General features: G+C 45.4%; 19 protein-coding genes. 6 read left to right on the top strand and 13 right to left on the bottom strand.

Features of this window, described 5'->3' with window-relative positions:
* Positions 1-36 precede the first annotated feature (36 nt).
* Complete coding sequence (locus ABD836_RS09375; protein ID WP_344934988.1) at positions 37-1,248, top strand: Fic family protein; 1,212 nt, start codon at positions 37-39, stop codon at positions 1,246-1,248.
* A gap of 61 nt (positions 1,249-1,309) precedes the next feature.
* Here the strand turns inward: ABD836_RS09375 and ABD836_RS09370 are convergent, their stop codons facing one another.
* The 10 genes from ABD836_RS09370 to ABD836_RS09325 all read right to left on the bottom strand — a co-directional run bounded on the left by ABD836_RS09370 (position 1,310) and on the right by ABD836_RS09325 (position 14,156).
* Positions 1,310-2,200: a nucleoside triphosphate pyrophosphohydrolase family protein gene (locus ABD836_RS09370; protein ID WP_344934986.1), complete on the bottom strand. Its 891-nt coding sequence runs from the start codon at positions 2,198-2,200 to the stop codon at positions 1,310-1,312.
* Positions 2,190-3,194: a nucleotide kinase domain-containing protein gene (locus ABD836_RS09365; protein ID WP_344934983.1), complete on the bottom strand. Its 1,005-nt coding sequence runs from the start codon at positions 3,192-3,194 to the stop codon at positions 2,190-2,192. Before ABD836_RS09365 ends, ABD836_RS09370 begins: the two co-directional genes overlap by 11 nt.
* Entirely contained in the window at positions 3,184-3,936 is a 753-nt protein-coding gene (locus ABD836_RS09360; RefSeq protein ID WP_344934981.1) for a hypothetical protein, read from the bottom strand. The genes ABD836_RS09365 and ABD836_RS09360 overlap by 11 nt, the downstream gene beginning before the upstream one ends.
* Positions 3,933-4,772 (bottom strand): ImmA/IrrE family metallo-endopeptidase, encoded by an 840-nt coding sequence (locus tag ABD836_RS09355; RefSeq protein ID WP_344934979.1) that lies wholly within the window; start codon positions 4,770-4,772, stop codon positions 3,933-3,935. Before ABD836_RS09355 ends, ABD836_RS09360 begins: the two co-directional genes overlap by 4 nt.
* Positions 4,765-5,103, bottom strand: a complete 339-nt coding sequence (locus tag ABD836_RS09350; protein ID WP_344934977.1) for a helix-turn-helix domain-containing protein — start codon at positions 5,101-5,103, stop codon at positions 4,765-4,767. The genes ABD836_RS09355 and ABD836_RS09350 overlap by 8 nt, the downstream gene beginning before the upstream one ends.
* A complete protein-coding gene (locus ABD836_RS09345; protein ID WP_344934974.1) occupies positions 5,100-5,375 on the bottom strand; it encodes a hypothetical protein in 276 nt (91 codons plus the stop codon). The genes ABD836_RS09350 and ABD836_RS09345 overlap by 4 nt, the downstream gene beginning before the upstream one ends.
* A gap of 521 nt (positions 5,376-5,896) precedes the next feature.
* The gene (locus ABD836_RS09340; RefSeq protein WP_344934972.1) at positions 5,897-6,961 is read right to left on the bottom strand and encodes a hypothetical protein; all 1,065 of its coding nucleotides are present in this window, start codon (positions 6,959-6,961) and stop codon (positions 5,897-5,899) included.
* Between the two features lie 186 nt (positions 6,962-7,147).
* Positions 7,148-12,382, bottom strand: coding sequence for a site-specific integrase (locus ABD836_RS09335; protein ID WP_344934970.1), 5,235 nt, complete (start codon positions 12,380-12,382; stop codon positions 7,148-7,150).
* Between the two features lie 556 nt (positions 12,383-12,938).
* Entirely contained in the window at positions 12,939-13,598 is a 660-nt protein-coding gene (locus tag ABD836_RS09330; RefSeq protein WP_344934968.1) for an alpha/beta hydrolase, read from the bottom strand.
* Between the two features lie 114 nt (positions 13,599-13,712).
* On the bottom strand, positions 13,713-14,156 hold the full coding sequence (locus ABD836_RS09325; RefSeq protein WP_344934966.1) for an ApeP family dehydratase: 444 nt from the start codon (positions 14,154-14,156) through the stop codon (positions 13,713-13,715).
* Positions 14,157-14,254: 98 nt separating this feature from the next.
* On the opposite strand from ABD836_RS09325, the gene ABD836_RS09320 reads away from it, so the two are divergent.
* From ABD836_RS09320 to darH, 5 genes are read left to right on the top strand one after another with little or no spacing between them, the layout of a single operon-like run.
* A complete protein-coding gene (locus ABD836_RS09320; RefSeq protein WP_344934963.1) occupies positions 14,255-14,602 on the top strand; it encodes an ApeI family dehydratase in 348 nt (115 codons plus the stop codon).
* A gap of 60 nt (positions 14,603-14,662) precedes the next feature.
* Positions 14,663-15,589 (top strand): dialkylrecorsinol condensing enzyme, encoded by a 927-nt coding sequence (locus ABD836_RS09315; RefSeq protein WP_344934961.1) that lies wholly within the window; start codon positions 14,663-14,665, stop codon positions 15,587-15,589.
* 22 nt (positions 15,590-15,611) lie between these two features.
* On the top strand, positions 15,612-16,763 hold the full coding sequence (locus tag ABD836_RS09310) for a beta-ketoacyl-ACP synthase III (protein ID WP_344934958.1): 1,152 nt from the start codon (positions 15,612-15,614) through the stop codon (positions 16,761-16,763).
* 7 nt (positions 16,764-16,770) lie between these two features.
* Positions 16,771-17,202, top strand: a complete 432-nt coding sequence (locus tag ABD836_RS09305) for a DarG family dialkylresorcinol biosynthesis protein (protein WP_344934955.1) — start codon at positions 16,771-16,773, stop codon at positions 17,200-17,202.
* The gene (gene darH, locus ABD836_RS09300; protein WP_344934953.1) at positions 17,195-18,184 is read left to right on the top strand and encodes a BtrH-related acyltransferase DarH; all 990 of its coding nucleotides are present in this window, start codon (positions 17,195-17,197) and stop codon (positions 18,182-18,184) included. Before ABD836_RS09305 ends, darH begins: the two co-directional genes overlap by 8 nt.
* Here the strand turns inward: darH and ABD836_RS09295 are convergent, their stop codons facing one another.
* From ABD836_RS09295 to ABD836_RS09285, 3 genes are read right to left on the bottom strand one after another with little or no spacing between them, the layout of a single operon-like run.
* A complete protein-coding gene (locus tag ABD836_RS09295) occupies positions 18,185-19,051 on the bottom strand; it encodes a beta-ketoacyl synthase N-terminal-like domain-containing protein (RefSeq protein WP_344934951.1) in 867 nt (288 codons plus the stop codon).
* Positions 19,048-20,250 carry a beta-ketoacyl synthase N-terminal-like domain-containing protein gene (locus ABD836_RS09290; RefSeq protein ID WP_344934949.1) on the bottom strand — a complete coding sequence of 401 codons (1,203 nt, stop codon included), beginning with the start codon at positions 20,248-20,250 and terminating at the stop codon, positions 19,048-19,050. Before ABD836_RS09290 ends, ABD836_RS09295 begins: the two co-directional genes overlap by 4 nt.
* Positions 20,247-20,516, bottom strand: coding sequence for a phosphopantetheine-binding protein (locus ABD836_RS09285; RefSeq protein WP_344934947.1), 270 nt, complete (start codon positions 20,514-20,516; stop codon positions 20,247-20,249). The genes ABD836_RS09290 and ABD836_RS09285 overlap by 4 nt, the downstream gene beginning before the upstream one ends.
* Positions 20,517-20,523 lie beyond the last annotated feature (7 nt).

Raw genomic sequence — 20,523 nt, 5'->3', positions numbered from 1 at the left:
CGTAGATCATTCTAGTGACAAATATATGATAAAACTATGACCCCATCCTTCGCAGAGCCCTACATACCATCAGAGCAAAGCATTGCTCGATCGGTATTACCAGAGAAGGCAATTGAGCTAGAGCAAAAATCCCACGCACTTGATTGTAGTATGGCTGCTCCAGCTAAACTCATCCTAGAAAAACACATGCGAGCGGTTAACTCCTATTGCTCCAACCTGATTGAAGGGAATAACACAAAACCTTGGGCAATACGTCGCGCCGCCGCTGGTGACTATAACGCCGACCCTGTAACAAAGAACCTGCAGCTTGAGGCCGTAGCACATATGCGCGCACAGGACTGGCTAAGAGAACAGAGCATCGACTTGAAAACCTTATGCGCTCGCGACTTCATCTGCGAGCTGCATCGCGTCTTTTACGCAGCTATGCCTGACAGCATGCTTGTGATAAAAAATGACACAAGAAAAACCGAGTCCATACTAGTGCCTGGTGCGTTTCGAGATCGCGCTGTTATCGTAGGTCGGCACGTACCACCTGACCCTAACTATTTAGGCGCATTCATATCTCGATTCCAAGACGCCTATGGTTCTAGGCGAGAGGGAATAGTTCCTATCATTGCGGCAATGGCTGCCCATCACCGACTAGTATGGGTACACCCCTTCCTAGATGGAAATGGACGAGTGGCACGACTTTTCACCGACGAATACCTTAGACAAATTGGTGTTGGCGGTGCCAGACTGTGGATCATGAGTCGCGGCCTAGCGGTCTCTCACGCTCAATATAAGCTGCGACTGCATCGAGCCGACATACCACGCCAAGGCGATTACGATGGCCGCGGTAATTTATCAGAAAAGGAATTAATCGCGTTCTGCGTTTACATGCTAGATACTGCTTTGAATCAGGTGGATTACATTACTGAATTACTTCAATTTGATGGCATGATCCGGCGAATCAAGAGCTACGTGCTGGCCCGTAACGAAGACAGAATACCTCGATACGGAAAACTGCCGCCTGAGGCCAGCACAATCCTTGAACGCGCTTTCGTTACCGGCACTATTGAGCGGCGAGAACTTTACGAGATGTTCCATGGACGATCAGAGCGCACAATCAGAGCAACAGTGCAGCAATTAAAAGCAGAGGGACTGCTATCAGAAACCAGTAGCCTCTCCCCCTTGTCATGGGCTATTCCAGAACACGCGGAAAGCTATTACTTACCTGACTTAACCCCCTCAATACGCCCTAGCTCATAAAGCAGAGATAGGCCAGAGCACTACTATCTAACTATATCTTGCAATCCATTATCGCCTAGACCTACAGATTTTCAAAATACATAGTTCTCTCAGTCATATCGCAAACAACTCTACCGCCTCGATATTCACAAAGCATACGCCACATCTCAAAGCCTAAAAGAATAGCTTGCTCCCAATCTCTTGGCGTACAAGCCTTAACCTCTAAATTTTTGGTTAAATTTTTAACTGTTCTAAGTAAAGAATAATCTACACCTCCAGCACCATCGAAGTAACTATGTTCTTGAGCATACTCAAACACAAGTATAGAAATTGCCTCATCAATTACGGCCCCCCTACCGCCATCTTCAACCTCATCTCGCGCAGGATTTGAACGTCTCTTACAATTAAAAAACTTCCTGCATACAGGAGACCAACCTAAAACGACAACATATGATAAGTGGAAAATATCATGATATCGGTAGTAGTCATCATCATAAGCATTGTCCGTGACATTATTGCCAAATTTCTTTCCATTGACGGTAACATCTACATACACCGTTCCGATATCTGTTTTACGCTCTTCAAATTCTGCAACAAACGATCTTGGAAACTGTTCATCTTCTCTACAATCATCATCAAGAAAATCCTTCTCAAACAGCAGCAGTCCCCTAGGGTGCAAATCGTGCCAGCGTTCCTGGGTTTTCCTCAGATTTTCCTTCACTACATCGCTGAGCAAAATGTCTTCCATTGTCGCAAGAGATGACAAATACCATAAAACATCACCGATCTCTTCCGTCAGTTTTTCTTTGAAAATCTTGTAACTAGCCCCGTCACGAACCTGCTTCTTATATTCTGTAGAAAGCTCTCCAACTTCGCCAGATAGACCTAAAAGTGTGATCAGTTTTGCCTGCTCATTCCCTATATCAAATTGTATAGTATCAGCCGCTGCCGCTTGATACTCATCAATCTCCATATAATTTCTCCATATTTACTTTCCATTTCGGCGGAAAAAAATAATCTATAGCCTTATCATTTCTCTTGAACTGCTGTTTTATTCGCGTTCTTCCTGAAATACCTTTTATATCCGGATGCGCAATACGCGCGTATTTATCTGTCTCACAAAATACATTCTGGATGTCGATATACTGAAGCGGCCTTCCACCTAAAGTAGGTGCCTTTAGGCCAAGCCGTTCGAATTCAGACTCTTGCCTTTCCGCCAAAATCTTAATTAACTCAGTTTCTGTAACGCCGCCTAGAGAGAGAAAGCATTTCCTGATTCCATCTCTAGCCCCAGGCCCTGGAACGGTAAATTCCATTTCGGAGAAATCTGTCAACTCGCTATAATTTATGTCAGTTATATACTGATAAGCTAGGAAGTTACCTATAAGCGGGTAGCTCAACAGCAAACTATAGCCGTCTTTCATCGAGGCACAATCCTGAATCCTTAGCGGTAAATCATCCCGCAGCATTTTTTCAAGCAGCAGTATGTGCGCATGATGCTTTCTAGTTACATTGAAATCTTTACATCCCGACGCCATCATATAAGCATTTGAATATAAAACACGACCTCGGTTCATTTCTTCATTTAGAAATGACACAAGCCCCTTCACGTCAAACATGTCATAAGCTATAACACCGAATCTTTCCTCCAAGAGCTGAAAGGTTTCTATTTTATTGAACAGCTTGAATAATAAAATTCGAACAAACAAATCTCGCGCATCAAATTTATCGGAGTAAATTACCTCCTTTATAAGGTACTGACTTACACGATCACACGCACGAAAGCTATTAGTAAACTTGTACTTTCTTATAATTTCATCTTCCGATAACTCTAAATCGTCTCCCCTCAGGCGATTGAGAAATACTTGATGTCGCTCGTATGCGAACTTCCAATATGTATCGTAAACAACAGAAGGTTTGATCGGATAAAGTGATTTAAACTTATACGATTTAACTTTATTTGACATATTGTACATATTTCTTCAATAGCACTTCGGCTTCACTCTTATTCATCTTATCTCCCAGCGAAATTGTACTAATCATGCAATTTAAATGTGTAAATTTTAGCCCCATTTCTCTAGCCATGAATTCTCCCAACCGCATTAGTCCCGCATAATTTCCATATGCTCTAGTCGACAAATATTGCATGGCATAGATCGCATTCATTTCCATTACTTCATCATCGTGCGGAACGATACAAACTTGTTGTAGACAGGGAAAACCGAGCATTGGTTGATGCGTATGATCGATGCGAGGATCGAATATCGTAGCTATAAGAGCGCTTCTGCGATGCACACCCTTTCTAACACCATCAACACCTTTGTAGGTATCCACGATGAGTTGAAGCTGATTTATATTGTCACCGCTCATTCGTCCCCATGACGTCATTCTCTGAAAGTAGGTTCCCCTTTTATTCTTATGATCCTTCTGGATATGCGACCATATTTTTTCGTACCGCTGATATACTGATTGCTTACCTCCGATAAGACTTTGAGGAAAAATTGTACCTGCTGTTTTTTCAATCGAAGGTTGCCTAATTTTTGACAGGAAATTATTAATATCTTCTTCGAGCTCCTTTTGGTACGGCGGAACAATGGAAACGTTGTTTATCCTTACCTCCAAAGGGGATATCTCCCTCCCGCTGCGACTTAGTATTTTCTGCAATATTTTTAGCCAGCACTCCGCGGGGCTATTACCTTCTACTATCATTCGACCTCCTCTTCGTGGCGAAATTGATTTAGTCCCGCAAAGGCTTTTCTGCTTACCCGCACAAAAGCACTCCATCCATCGTAAGCGCTTATTTTTGCGATTCCGGGCTCTATCGCTTGTACCAAAGTCCCTTCACAACCACCATTTAGCAGAGATATTGCCGCTCCTTCTACTTTTACAGGGACATGGCAACGTATCAAATCTCCCGAAATAATATCTATGCTTTTTTCTCGCCACCAAGCTCCCAACACAAACACGTCGCCTCCGCCACGTTCAGAGCGCAAGCTTTCTTTGATACTATTGACACTTTTAAATCCAAGTGTTTGGTATGCCGAATAATCGATGAGCTTAAGATTGAACCGTAGCTGCACAATCATTGCTTTGTAGGAAACCCCGAGGTAACTAGAAAGAATATAAACTTTTTCAGGGTCAGGATTTTTAAAATCCAACCCAATTGCTTTGCCGACCCGTGTGACGGCAGATTGCGGCATCAAAAGCATAGAAGCAAAAAAATCAGCTTCATTCTCTATTGCCTTATCCGAACCTGACTCAATAATTTCATCTATCACTGTTCCATGCTTTAAAACATGGTGGCCAATTTCATGAGCACAAGTAAAAGACTTTCGACCCTCAGGCCTATCTGCTGCAATGAGGATCACACCATCATCGGCGAGATACATACCCTCAAATGAGGGAATATCGATAAACCTCACATCTAATCCCATTGCTTCAGCGAGGTTGTATGGGCAAACGGGATTTGAGGCCTCAACATTGAGAAATGTCTTCCTCGTCTGCAAAGCGAATTTAGCGATTTGATTTGCCCTGACCCTATTCAACTGTATTTCCTTTGCTTTTTATCATGCGAATGGTATTTAGCAGCGTCTCGAGATCAGAATCACTCATCGAACTAAGCTCTCGCGCTGCCGCCAAGATACTATCACTAGTATTTGGCCTTTCAGACTCCCCATCCATTATCCAAGCAACATCTACGCCGTATAAATCACCAAATAGCGCTATTTCACTAGCTCTTACATTGCGGCGCCCAGCTTCTATCTCGCTAATAGTCGGCCGGTGCATATTAAGCCGCTTGGCCGCCTGCCCTTGCGAAAGGCCCGAAAGCTCTCTCGCGGTTCGCAACCGTCGCGCAATTTCTGATTTTTCGCTCATGATTTATCCACTAACTTTTTTATTTCAACCGCAATATCACAAACCCGATCGGTTCCGGGAGGTTGCTTTACAAACACACTTTCGATAGTTAAGTCTTTATGTACAATCTCCTCAAGATCGACCAAAACCTCAAGCGCCCTCAAACTGTCAAAATTAGGGATAGCATTGAAAACTTCCGTTCTAGACGTAATTTCCGGGACGTCCTCTTCGGAGCTGTCCAGATTTTTTTTAATACAGCTTATGATTGCCTTTTCGATGTCTATTATTTCCATAGCACTCCCCAAAATCTTACCAGTGGTAAGAATATATTACCGATGTTGACCCCAGTCAAGTATTCTCTAGGAAGGGCTTTGACTTGATGCTGAGTATGATTGATTAAGTGCCGGTGAAATCACTTATCGCGGCCTCTTCCTATAGGAAGCCCGGAATGTATTATTGGTTGGCGGCCGCGGAAACGGAAATACACACTTGTTAACGCCGTTGGTGTCCAGACCATACAGCGTCACCATTCGCGAGTTCGTTTGCTACCTACCATTAAATAGGTTAACGCCCTTGAGCTGGAGAAACTGAAACAACTAGCCAGCAAGTTGATCCATACCGATCTGATTACACTAAATGAGCCAGGTTATTTACCCCTTAGTCAGAGCAAGCACCCAAACTCTACCTCTACCAATTCAAATTGCGGATAACTTGCCAGAACCCGCCTCAAGCCGCTTTACGGAAATGGAAAACTCTTTCCGCGAGAACCTACTACTTCTGCGGCTGGAAAGAATACGGGCACTTGTAAATCGAACTACAATGCATCAAACCTAAATATTTTATATAGCCCAGTAATAGCTGACTCAGCACTAGAAGTATCTAGCTTGCTAACCGCCTCTTTGAATTTATTAATTTCATTAAGACCAAGATTTGAAATCCGCGGCATGGACGCAATAGTGTATTTTTTATCCACGTTCCCGCGATTACGGATCGCATCTATGTTCAATTTAATCTCAGTTTCAATTTTGAGACGACTCAAGACTGATAATATTAATATTTCGCTCGGGGCCCCTTTGACTTCAATATCTTTTTTACAGTCGTCATCGCCTGACGTAGCTTTCAAGCTGCTGCCGGACTTCGGCCGACAGTTTCTTAGAAGCATATCTACTTCTAAATCTCTCGCTTGTACTCTTTGATCTACCGATTTCTGCTTAGTCAACTCTATCGATGCCACCTCAAAATCAACATCCTTAGTTGTTTTTGTTTGATCGATTTCCTCAGGAGTTATAGGAATAGCTATTTCGAATGAATTATCCTCAAAATCTAATCCTAAAAATTTCCTGCTTTGTTTTGCTATGGCGATTGATTCAGCGGAGAAAAACTTCTTGACACCGCTCACTTCCAAAGCATTTTCTATTGAAAAGGCGCCGAAATTTTTATTCTCAACACTCTTCAGGATGCTCAGTATTTCCGCCGCGTCGCGAATATATGTACGAATAGTAGCGCGCAACGCTTCAACACTTTCAGCCACATCCAGACCCGCTCTACTTACCATTTCATCATTAACAGTAAATGTTACAGCATAATAAAACCTATCTTCAGAAGTAATAGCGAGACCTTGCACTGAGATGCTAATTAAATCCTTAAATTTTCTGTCTCTAATTCTATTCGGCAAACTACGCACGCAAGAATTTCTAATTGTATTAAGAAACTCCATCAAATCTTTATCAGGATCACGCTTAGATGTACTTCCACTATCAGAGCCAAAATTAATCAACAAATTCTGTGGGCCACCGTTAATTTCCGACTCAAAAATTGTGACTACATGATTGGTTGCTATTCGAAGTAAAATTTGTGGAGAACCCGTTGATGTCAACATAGAAAACTCCCTGCTTCTTGTATTATGACAATGATATCGGGGTATTTTTTATCGCCCCAATTTCCAACCCTCACAAAACACTAACACTAAACAGAAAGAATGCAAGATATAAATCTCTTCAAAATCAACTAGTTACTTGACAAGTGCAAATAATTAACCATTTTTTCAAAACTTTTATTTCCAATTTCAACGGAATAAGGTATGTATCATTGCAAAATATGAATTCATACAGAGCGCATTGAACGGCCGCCTATCGTACCCCTCAAACGTCACCCAAACTAGCTTCTTCATAACACCCTTTTTCTGCGCTATTTCACTAGATTCAGAAATTCTTTGGAATTCATAACCCCGAAAATCCTCAGCACGATCTGTGTAGTGCTCCGAATAGCAAACTTTTAGAAATATACTTGCGGGCCGAAGGAGTTTCCATGCTTCAGAAAATTCACGGCATTCATTAATATCATTAAAAAGAATGACTTTCGGTTTGTTAGCGTGGAACCCTGCAAACCAAATCTCGGCCCCCCTCCTTATCAGACATTGATTCATTTCAGAAGTCACATCATTGTCCCTGACCAAACTGTCCATTGCTTTACGTAACCATAACCGGCTCTTGGAGTTTTGCGTCGGCCTGTCGGGACGGCTATCTATTAATGTGAAAAATTCATGACCAACACAATTTTGAATGAAATTACAACGAGAGATGACTTTTTCGTACTCCGAACATTCGTTAGCCGACAACCGATTAGCAACTGCTTTCATACCACTAAAATCAGTCTCGATCACCCACTCTACCATCGTCAACATATCTGGCTTAATGGGCGCCTGATCAATAGCCTCTTCCAACACTATATTGAGCGGAATAACAGTAACAGGGGGAATAAAACTCCAATCCTCAGGGCCAACTATAGATAAAGCATTTTTGGATCCTGAATTTGCCCTACGCATACGCTTTGCTAGCGCGTGATATTTCAAGCCAGATAAATTACCAACACCTTTTAAGCTCAGGAGTGGATAATCATCAAAACAATACCATCTCTTAAGAAACAGCTCTCTTGTATTATAATAAGTCCCAACAATAGTACTGCAATCAGAATGGCCAATTAGGTTTGAAATATTGATAAGAGATCGATAACTTGAACCTGAAAATCCTGATTTAAACTTGCTATTTTCTTGGGCGACACCTGCCTGTAATACATCCGATACCGCCATATTAACAACATCGGTTGCCCACGAATGTCTAAGATCATGATGACTAGAACTTTCATCATCCGTGGTTTTTTTAATGAGTTCTTGGCAGTCATCCGTACAATCATTGACTAAATTCCTATCAAGATCAGCAAGTAAAATCGGATTAGGCTCATTTGGTCTAACTCTCAGTTCACAACGATCTAGCAACGCCATTATTATCTCGACCTCATCCTCCATCAAATCTCCAGCCAACGGAATATGACGCCGACTACTCTTACTTTTTACGCCATCCCTAAGTCGAACAAAAAGCACCCTTCTCAATGGATCAAACAGTATATCCTTAAAACGTAGTTTTAAAATCTCAGAAATACGCATCCCAAATCGACGCCCAAAGAATAGGAGGCCAGCTATGCAAAACTTCTTATCGACTGAAGACTGATCGATTTTTAAAATATAAGATATCGCATAACGGTAGGACGGTATCGATACATAGTTAGCGCGACAGCTCAACTCTGAATTGTAATTTTTGTATGATTCAAAGACGACTGGCTCAGCACCAAAATTTTTATTAATAAAAATATGAAATTGTTCTACTTGAGACCAAAAATCATTCATTCGCTTAACACGTCTTTTGCCATACGCTGCATGATAAATTCTACTACATTCAGCTGATGAAATATTTCGGAAATCAGCTCCGTCCGCAGCCTGAACGATTGACTTTGATATTAATGAAAAATAAGTCTTCAAGGTGGATATTGCTGGGTTAGTTTGATCAACAGTCCCGAACTTCGTTATATTTTGGAGCCATAGACATAGTAGCTCAGTTGCCGAATCCCACCCGTTCCTAGCATCAAAAGCAGCACTTAATGCGTACCCTAAATTATCACGTGCCACCGCCTTCTCACGTCTGTTATTTGTGGGGCCGGTGTATTCGATAGTGGAAAAACAACCTTCAATAACCTTAAGGCCGTCAAACATTCTATTCCGATCTTTATCACTCTCAACAATAAATTCTGCAACATCTGATGTTTCGCGAATACTCTCTAAATTATGAGGTATAGCATTTTGCATGTATGAAAAGAATGACTTTTTACTTAATGACTGTACTGCAGCACTGTTTACTTGCCCGCGATACCACGCCCCTCCTAAATCGAACAACGCAAGCGATGAAGCTAATTCACTCAACTTCTTATATATACCGGAGCTCTTTCCATAACTCACGCCCAAGTGATCCATCAAAACTCGAAGATCACCTTCATGGTAAGTCGCGCTGCCGTCACTCACATCAGTTTTAATATTTCTTGCAATAATTAAACTTGACAGCTTATCGCATCCCCATCTAAATCGCGGTCTATTTGGGTCCAAAGACGCTAAATCGACAAAAAGAGCCCCATCTAAGTAATATGAATCTGACAAATCTACTGTAGATATTGCCTGAAGCACTTCTGCATCAGCAATGTAAGAGAAGAGTGCAGCTGCTAAAACGAGTTCTGCCCTATGCATCTCTGTACTTTTATGCAAGTCTTCAGTGTTAAAATAATTTATGAGGCCGCATCTTAATGACGACGCCTCACAGTAACCTATGAACTTCTTCTCCGAGAGAGGTATTCGTTCATTGTAGTTGTTTACCTTATCAGCATACTTTCGTAGAACAGGATTTACTTTAGACGCAGACTTTATTTTCTGCTGGAATATTTTGTATGCACGCGATGCTATACGCTTATTTCGGCTTCCAACAGATGATTTAATTTCGGTTTTTAATATAAATTTTACTAGTCTAAATGTTTTCTTATCATAATTTTTATAGCTATCAAGCGCCTCAACACTAAGGCCATAACGAACCTCAATTATTCTTTCTACAACATTAAGGTACTCTTTAGCTTTTAATTTTATCTTGTAGCTCTCCCGATTCCGAATTTCATATCCCAGTAGTTCTCTTTTAGGAATAAAATCGGTGATCTCGCTAGGACATACTTTTTGAAAATCTGGCATCGCGTAGGATCGCAGCCCCTTGATTGCCTCAAAACCAACTCGCTTTAAGGCGCAATCAATGACATGTCCTACTTTTGAAATTTCACTGCTCAATGAGTGGATGCTATCAGAACCAAGTAAATTGGCCTTAGAGGTTGCATGGCCAACTAATGATCGAATTACCGTATCGGGTACACCCGCTCGAAAACATTCCATATAGAAGAATTTCCTTGGATAGTTATCAGGCATATCAACCACCGCCCCGATAATCCTTGAAAAATCCCCCTTACCATACTTGATAACATTTAATCCATCACTATCCAGTCGAAACAGGTATGGTATGTTTTGCGGCGGGGTGTCGCTGTTCGCCAATCCAAAGATACATTTGGCTAAATTGCGGAGCCCCCTACCTGAATTAAATAACTTTGCAGCGAACGCCTCCAAGTGCCGGTCATAGTATCCAAGCTGCTCACACAGAATATCTGCCAACGACGAGGCCCTGTAACTGGGGTCACCACCATTATACTTATCCTGAAGTAACGCAATTTTGTCTCTACAATTAAACCAGCGCCGCAAAGGAAATGGATCTAAAACTGGTCTTGCGCCCAGACCAAAATGCAAAATAACTACTATATAATCTGCGTAGGCATTATGTTTTTCAATATATGTAGCAGAACTTTGCAACACTGAAATCGTTTTTTTTGTTAACGATCCGACCAATTTATTCAGAGTTAATTCATCAAGATGGTAACCTGTATATCCTTGACAGACCGAGCCACCGCGCTGGTCGAGATCACGAAATTCTTCGCGATATACCAGAGGGTCACCTGCACAACTTGCGTCAAGTAGATACTTTGTCGACAAACCCCAAACTTCTTTCAAATACCCTACCGAAATAGACTGATAGTAAATACCAACAGGAGGTACTACATCTTTGTCGCTTATGAGCAAATATGTCAGCAGTGCGCTTTCTGTGATTATATTTATGTGTAATTCACGCTGCCTAGCAATAGCCCCAAGGTTTATGTCGTAACGCCCTTCATCCCTGCAAGAGCTAAGTAAAGTTCGCGCCCTTGATCTAACCATTTCAATCGATAAATTCAGGACCTCACCAATTGAGCTACCATCGCCAACATTTACACGTGAAATAATGCTGCGTAGCTTCTCATCTGGCTCAAGCTTGAAGTGTTTAATTGGTTCCTTCCAATTTTCATTATCGGTGATTTCCTGTCTATCAGGCGGCAAATAAACTGCACACATGTAGTTACCTTGTAAATCCATTGAGTCAACTACGCCAAAGGGTCTATCAAACCAATGACTGATCGGCTTTCCATAGTAAAAACTTGCCGCTATTAATGCCCAGCAATGGAGGTCAAGCTCACTGAAGCAACCGGCTTCATCTACGGCATTTCCGAGGGCTTTAATAAACCGATCTTTTTCAATGACATTCCACATGCCATATGAATTAACAGTGACCCTCAAAGATCGATTAGTTAGCCTCCGGCTTGATGACCGTCCCTCTTTGTGTCGCGACTTATTCTTTGATTTTTTCTTAACTATTTCTGGAGATGGGAGTTGGCCGCCATGCCCACGTTTTTTGAGCGGACCTACCCCGCCCTTAGCTGAAGGGGATTTAAAGAATATCGTCCTTTTAATCGAATTAGCGAATTCGAGCTCCTTCTCATAATAAGGTGACTTTTTCACCACATATGAGTTTAGGGCAGTAATAATACTGTCTACGTAACCTGGCCCTTTATTGCCTACCTCTTTCGACAAAGCGCGGATCACTGCGCTTCTAGCATCGTCCTTCATATTATTAAACCTTTCTAATGCTAGCCAAAGATCTGTAGCATGCCTCTTCAATGTGGATTTCGCTCGGCCATCCGCATCAAGCGCCTCAATGAACAGTCTCCACACCAAGTACCCAAACAAGTAGCTCGCCGGAGTTTCCGAGAGCTGCCGTTTCTCGTATTTAATAAAGAGCTGATGAAGCTTATCCCCCTCCAGATGAAGAGATTTTTCCTGCGGTATTAGATCTACTACTAAACCAAGCTCGACCAAATCGCCTGACACTGCCAGCCATCCAACTGGCATAGATACGCCTAAAATAGCCTCATCATCCATAGTCCCGTAAATGGCGGCGAGCTTGCAGAGGTTCGCTATAAGATAGCGACCATCGATTAATATTGAGTATTCAAAAGAAAGTGCCACTTGAAGTGACTGAAGAGTTTTTAAATGAGACTCAGATAGACCACCAGTCATCCTCACACCCTATTTGTATCGAAAGAAACAACTCTTGGTTGTAACGCTACTTTGGAGCAGCGCTCATAATTAGAGTAGCATTTGCGACCAAGATGAAGGGAGTTTATTTAACCATTTGATTTTTCGGGATTCGTGGCCGAGATAGGGTTAACTAATGTAGGTTATTCTTTTTCTTTAAAAACAATAAGTTACTATATCGAGTGGAAAATATAGCTATTGAGGTAGATCTAGAGGGAATAAAGGAGGCGTTTATTTTTGCCTCCGGAGGGCAGCGCTCTATCCAGCTGAGCTACGGGCGCGAAATGGGTACTTCACGAAGCGCGACACTATAACAGAGAGGGTTTCCCGCCTCAATCAGCCTCGCCTATTTACTTATCAATATTGGCCAAAATCCGCTTTGAGACCAAATTGAGACCATTTTGAGACCATTTTGAGACCAACAGGTTTTACTGGTGTATTTTTAAACAGACGAAATGAGTGCTGCCCTCAGAGACCAATTCCCTAGCTATTTAGCGGCATCACACCTCTATCGTGAGCAATTCACTTCTCGAGCCGCCTAAACCAACTGCAACCACGCTTTTAGGCTGTTTCCGATATCAACTATTTCCTCCCCACAAACTTCGTGCTGCATGGGATAACTGCGATATTTAGGCTTATAGCCCATGCTTTGCAATATTTGATTGGCGGTATGCCCCATGCTTTCTGGCACCATGGGATCTTGGCTGCCATGAAATATATGTATTGGCAGCGCTTTATTCGCTTCCGAGAGTTTCACTTCCTTGGCGGTGGCGAAGTAGGTGGACATAGTCATTAAACCCGCCAAGGGCTTGGGGTAAGAAAGCGCTGTGTGGTAAACCACAGCCCCCCCCTGACTAAAGCCTGCCAATACGATACGCTCCGACGCAATACCGCAATCCAATTCACGCTGAATTAGCTCGCTCACCGCTGCAGAAGACGCTTCTATCTGCACTATGTCAATCTCGCGCTCGATTGACATAGCAAGTATGTCGTACCACGCGGGCATTATCATACCGCCGTTTATTGTAACGGGTATTTCTGGGGCATGAGGGAACACAAAACGAACACGGTGCTTATCTGGCAATACCAGGTGAGGCACTATCGGAACAAAGTCGTGGCCGCTGGCACCCAATCCGTGCAGCCAAATTACAGTTGCGTCTGCTACGCCTTGCGGCTCTATTACTTCACATTTAAGCAAGGTCTGTCTCCCTAGCGTTTATTGTTTCCGTGGAGTCGCTATGCTAACGACTTCGTTATTTGCCCCGGACACCAAAGTGGCCGACTCATGCTCGTAGCGATCCCAAACTTTATTTTAAGCATCTTGCAGTGCGACCACGGCCTGCCCTTCCAGTAATAAGGTGTCTAGGTGATAAAGGCCAAAATGGTAGCTATAGCCATTACCGGCCGCTACCAATCTCTCTGCCATCACGGTTAATGCCTCAGGCAGGTCGTCTAACCGGGAACAATACCAATCGACATTGGTTAACACGGCCAAATAGCCTAGCTTTGGCTTCGTGTCGCGGCGCTCACATAAGCCACCATGCACGGCCATCGCTTGCCCAGCATATTCAATTCCAGCATGTGCGGGCAGTATTCCACGATCTCGCAAGGGGTTATTGGGATCTTGGTGAGACACAGCTCGGCAGCTTATCGTCCGCTCATCCCAGCTGCGCACGCTGTCCAATAAGCACATTGCGCCGCTGTGCGGCAACAGTGTTGCAAGTTCTTGCGCTTCTATCACGTCTTGTACTACCACCGCGCGACACTACTCCCTAAATAATTCGCCTTGAATTGTAATGGAAACACTCTCTTGCAGCGATCTATAATGCCAACACTGACTTACGGACCAAGGCCATGACTGCGAATAAAGACCCCGCGAATCACCGCATCCGTCGAGAACACCCAGCTCTGCCGGGGCATTTCCCCAATTATCCGATAGTGCCCGGCGTGGTAATACTGAACGAGCTACTCAATGCGCTGGCAGATAGGTACCCAAGCCAGCAGCTCTGCGGCATCAAAAAGCTGAAATTTCTGCACCCATTGCGGCCAGAGCAAGATTTCACTATTGGTTTTGCCGATATCAAGGACAACGGCTTGCGCTTTAAATGCTGGATTACCAATGGTGACGCGTCTACGGATAGCACGAAGGTTAAAACCCTGATGGCCGAGGGCAACCTAAAACTCAAACCCACTAGAGTTTGACATAGGGCCTGTGCGATAATATCGCGCTAACACTTAGGGTCAGGAAGGATCTTACTTAAGGTGAACAAACGGATACTTGTTATTTATTACTCCCAAACGGGTCAGCTTTCTGATGTGGTGCGATCCATCACCGCACCCCTGCAACAATCTGCAGATATTGAGCTGGTGTTTGAGTGTTTACGCCCACTTAAACCCTACCCCTTCCCTTGGCCATTTTTATCTTTTTTTGATCACTTTCCTGAAACCGTCCACGACCAGCCACAGCCCATCGCGCCACTCGCCAGCCCGCTTGACCAGCCCTATGACCTAGTAATATTGGCCTACACAGTGTGGTTTTTATCACCTGCACAACCTGTTACCGCCTTTCTGCAGTCGAACGAAGCCAAACAATTACTGCACAACACTCCCGTGATCACCGTCATTGCATGTCGTAATATGTGGCTGATGGCCCAAGAAAAAATGAAGCAACACCTAAAACGAATCGGCGCTAGGTTAATTGATAACATTGTGCTCACCGATCCCACACACAGCGCTGCCACATTTATCTCGACACCGCTATGGATGCTAACCGGCAAGAAGGGCCCTTTTTTAAATGGCCTGATTCCTGCGGCCGGTGTCAGCCCTACTGCAATTAAAAATGCATCACGCTTTGGCGACGCCATCGCTCAACAACTCCCCACCAGAGCAGTCGAAGACAACAGACCAATATTGCGCAACCTCGGCGCAGTCAACATTAGTGAGCGCCTAATTGCATCTGAACGCATTGCCATACGTAGCTTTCGCCTATGGGGTACCTTACTGCGCGCACTAGGCAAGCCCGGCACACTGCTGCGCCGCGCAGTACTTGTTCTTTATATTATTTTTTTACTTACTCTCATTCTCACCGTTGTGCCCGTGTCAGCTGTTCTCAAAAGGCTATTCGCGCCACTGATGAAGAAGCGCATTGCGGCCCAGCGGCAGTATTTTGCGGCACCTTCCGGCGAATAAATCTTTTAATGGACCAATAGCTATGAGTGATAACGCAGTTTATATCACCGATATTTCCGCCTTTCTTCCCAACCCCCCGGTCACCAACGATGGAATGGAGCGCATCCTTGGGCAGGTTGGCGAACGAACCTCACGCGCCCGGCGCTTGGTGTTACGCGCAAATGGGATTACCAGCCGACACTACGCAATCGACCCCGACACGCTGAGGCCCAATTTCAGTAATGCCGAAATGACCGCAGAGGCTATTCGCGGTCTTAATACCAGCCAATGGTCACTTACTGATCTCGATTGTTTGAGTTGCGGTACGTCAATACCCGATCAAATAATGCCCAATCACGCAGTGATGGTGCAGGGCCAACTCGAGCTACACCACTGCGAGGCCGTCGCCACATCGGGCGTTTGCATTAGCGGGGTAACCGCGCTCAAGTATGCTTATATGGGCGTGCTGTCAGGTGTCCATCAGAATGCCATAGCGACCGGTTCGGACTTAGCGTCGGGCAGCATGAAAGCCGATAACTTTAGCCACGAAATAGAAGCCAAAGTTAACAATCTTGGGAAACAGCCCGAGCTCGCTTTTGAAAAAGACTTTTTACGTTGGATGCTGTCCGACGGCGCCGGTGCCATGCTGCTGCGCAACACACCGGCCAAAGATGGTTTATCCCTTCGTATCGACTGGTTAGACATTATCTCTTACGCCGGTGAAATTGCGCCGTGTATGTACGCCGGTGCGGTAAAGAACGACGACAATACGCTGACCGGCTGGCAAAGCTTTAGCCAGCGAGATTGCGCAGAGAACTCGGTGATGGCCATAAAGCAGGACGTGAAATTGCTCAACGACAATATCATTCACTACACCGTTGAAAAGCCACTGGCCGAATTACAGGAAAAACATTCACTGCACGCCGACGAAATCGATTGGTTTATTCCCCATTATTCCTCTGCCTTTTTTCGCGAAAAATTGTTGGACGGTTTAAAAGCAGTAAATTTCGAAATCCCAATGGCACGTTGGTTTACCAACTTAGCCACTAAAGGCAACACCGGTGCAGCCTCTATTTACATTATGCTGGAAGCCTTATTTCGCTCCGGCGAGCTAAAACCCGGCCAAAAGCTGCTGTGCTACATTCCTGAAAGCGGCCGCTTTTCCACTGCTTTTTTACACTTAACTGTGGTCTAGTCGCGACATGAAAATTAACGAGGTTCCACAAGACCACGAAAACAGCACTTATGGCGATGCCCGCAAATTAATTTATGCTGCCGACGATGACGGCAATTTTGTGGGGGTGAAATCCAGCGGCTGGGTGGTCGAAGCCGAGGCAACTCAATCGGCGCTGAGCCTGATCGAACAGCAATGCGATGATGCTTGGCAGCGGGCTTGTAGGGGCGAAACAGCCGCACTTGAATATTATATGTGTTACCGACGCATGGATTTAGCACTGCTTTCACAAATCAGCGGTTTGTATCAATGGCGAATTCGTCGCCACTTTCAACCGCCAGTATTTGAAAAACTAAGCACGAAACTTCTGCTTCGCTACAGTGAAGCTTTGGGGCTTGATATCGACACGTTAAAACAACTTCCTGACCACCCACTTCACGGCCGCCAAGCGCATGTTTAAACACCAGCAATCTGCCCACTGCGAAAGTGGTGCGACATCCAGCCTACTTAGCCACAACGGACTTAGCCTGTCGGAGCCAATGGTGTTTGGCTTGGCGAGCGCCCTAGCCTTTGCTTATATTCCACTGGTTAAAATATCTGGCATGCCGCTAATCGCCTATCGCATGCCACCACGCAGTATTATTAAGGGAGTCCATAAGCAACTGGGTTTAACGATGCGCTATCAAACCTTCAGGAATCCCGAACAGGGCATGGCTGAGCTTGATCGACAACTCGACCAGGGGCGCATTGTCGGTCTGCAAACCTCGGTTTTCTGGCTACCGTACTTTCCTGACGCCATGCGCTTTCATTTTAACGCGCACAACTTACTGGTATACGGCCGCGACGGCGATGACTACTTAGTCAGTGACCCAGTATTTGAAGATGTAGTGCGCTGCGATGCCGCCTCGCTCAAAAAAGCCCGATTCGCCAAGGGCGCTCTCGCGGCCAAAGGCATGATGTACTACCCCACTCACGTGCCACAAAGCTTTGACTTGGCCAGTGCCTCAGTTAAGGCGATCAAGAAAAACCATCGCACGATGACCGGCGCACCGCTGCCTGTCATCGGCCTGCGGGGAATTAGGCACATGGGTAAATGCATCATCAAACTCGACCGCGATGCCAACAAACGCGAAAGTTACTTGCCACACTACCTCAGTCACATCGTACGGATGCAGGAAGAAATTGGCACAGGCGGGGCAGGCTTTCGGTTTATTTATGCCTCGTTTCTTAAAGAAACCGCGAAAGCGCTCAACAATGAATTACTGGCTGAAGCTGCGGAGATGATGGCCGAGGCCGGTGACGAATGGCGGCAGTTTGCCTTAGCCAGCAGCAAGATGTGCAAGGGCCGCAAAGACATGAACGGCAATGAACTCGCTGCGCTACTGAATAACTGCGCCGACCAAGAAGCCAAAGCGTGGCAACTATTAAAACAATACCGCTAATCAGCAGCGAATCACCACCGCCATATAACGGCCCACTGGATCGCGGTTCAAATAAATTAACCGGCCGCACCCACGGCGGACAAATTCGCAAAACACAATGCCAGCTTGGCTATTAAAGTGGGCAATGCTCTCGCAAAAATTAAACTGCGACAATCCAGTTTCAGCCAACCACTGATCTGCCTCTGCCGATTCAATCATCTGCCCCAAGGCCAAGCAATCTTCTGCGCTAAACGTCAACGCACTCAACCATGCCGCCAAGACCTGGCGATCAGGAAAATGTTGCACCGCGTCCAGCGTAGCCAACACAGATCGATCACTTGCATCGGACACCAACTGAAACCAGTGACTGCCCTCGGCGACGTCGGTCTGCGCGCCAAGCCCTAGGCGTCGCCTATGCTCCTCAATAGGCAAGACCACGATATCTACCGCGCCAATCAACGCGGCCTGCTGCTGCCCTTGCTCCAGCGCCAATAGCGCCACCCGCAAACTCGTCTCCACCGCAAAATAACGACTGCTGACAAAACTACTTGCGCCTTTTAACCCTAGTGATTGGGCAATATAAAAACAAGCGGCATTACTCACCGTATTAATAAAACTGAGCGGTCGAGGCGCCTCGCCCTGTCGATAAATTGTATTGAGTACATTCACCGTAACATCGACATCGCCACAGCCGGAGGTGAGATAGACCGCGGCGTCATCAGCTAACTGCGAAGACGCCCGACCTGCGCCAATTAAAGCCAACTGAATAAACCGTCCAACTCGGCGTATATTGGAACCCACCGTCTCTTGAACCAAGTTTTTCAAGGGCGGGAGTTCGCCACTGTACTGCTCGTAATAATTACCAACAGCAACGATGTATACCGTCATAGTTTATCGTCCCTGCGCGGCTCATTCTGATTGCTAATAATCAGAGACGTATTATTGCCACCAAAGCCAAAATAATTAAGCATAAAACAGCCTGGCTCCACTGGTCGTAAACGCTGATTTAACGCTACGTTCAGATCACCGGCATCGGCACTGATACCCGGCGTAGCAACCAAAAAGCCGGCGTCGATAGCGCGATAAAACAAAATCAGTTCATTCAAACCACAGGCACCCAGCGTATGGCCAATAAAAGGTTTTAAAGCACAAACGCTGGGCAACCGTGGGAACACTGCGTGCATGCCCGCGGATTCCGCTTCATCGTTAGCAAGGCTCGCCGTGCCGTGCACTTTAATCACATCAACCACGTCCGCACTCACACCCGCATTGTTCAGTGCCCGCGTCATTACCTCGGCAATCGCACTGCCGTCGACGTTAGACATGGTAATGCTGTAGGTATCGCAAAGATTGGCGCCACCCTGCAGATAAAACCGTCGCCGTCCGTCACCAGGATCCCGGCCAATCACTAAGGCAGACACGCCTTCGCCGAGCACAAGCCCGTCACGCGCGCTATCAAATGGCCGCATAACAGAGCGAGTGAGTAGATCTAAGCTGTAAAAACCCAGCGCGGTGACGTCATTGTAAAGTTCGACACCCAACACCAGAGCGTGCTCAACCAAACCTGCCTCAACGTGCGCCACAGCGGTCATTAAGGCGTTGGCACTGGCAGTACACGCAGTATTAAAACTGACGTCTTCGCCGCGTATGCCCAGTGACCGCACCAGATAATCTGCCAAATTTGCCATGCTCGGATCAGGCAATGCCAGCGCCCGACAAGATTCGCTCTCCCCAGCCAGCTGACGCTGATAGTCGGCTTCGCTCACCCCTATATCAAAAGACGATGAACCCAAGTACAGATTCATGTGATGACGCTGCTGTTGAGATAAACCGGCTTCTGCTAGCGCTTGCTCGACGACATCGTCGATAACTCGATACAGCCGCTGTTTCTGATCTTGCAGGGGTACAGCAGATAATAGTTTATAGGGGATCTGCAGTGTGTCGTCCGTGACGGTATTGTTCAGCAAGGTCGGCGCTTGCGGCAGGGACTTAAGCGCAGCGAGATTAGCATCGACTCCCCTACCAAGGCTGCTGTGAATACCCGCGCCTAAAAATACAGCTTGCTTATGTGGTCGCGCAGTACTCAAACGCGGTGCGCCATAATGGTTTGTGCTAGCGTCGTAATTGATTGCAAGGCCTTCCTCGCTTCTGGGCCGCCTTCAATACGCACACCGTAGTTAGATTTAACTGCCATGCATATCTGCAGGGCATCGAGGGAGTCTAAATCGAGCGAGCCATCAAACAGTATATCGTCATCGGCAATGTCGTCGACCTCGACATCCTTATCACACTCTTCAATGATCATTACTTTCAGTGCCTGCTTTAATTGCACCAGCGACAAAGCATTAGTCATAATATTC

The organism is Zhongshania borealis (genome assembly GCF_039539625.1).
Taxonomy (GTDB): Bacteria; Pseudomonadota; Gammaproteobacteria; order Pseudomonadales; family Spongiibacteraceae; genus Spongiibacter; species Spongiibacter borealis.
This window is presented reverse-complemented; position numbering and strand designations above follow the sequence as displayed.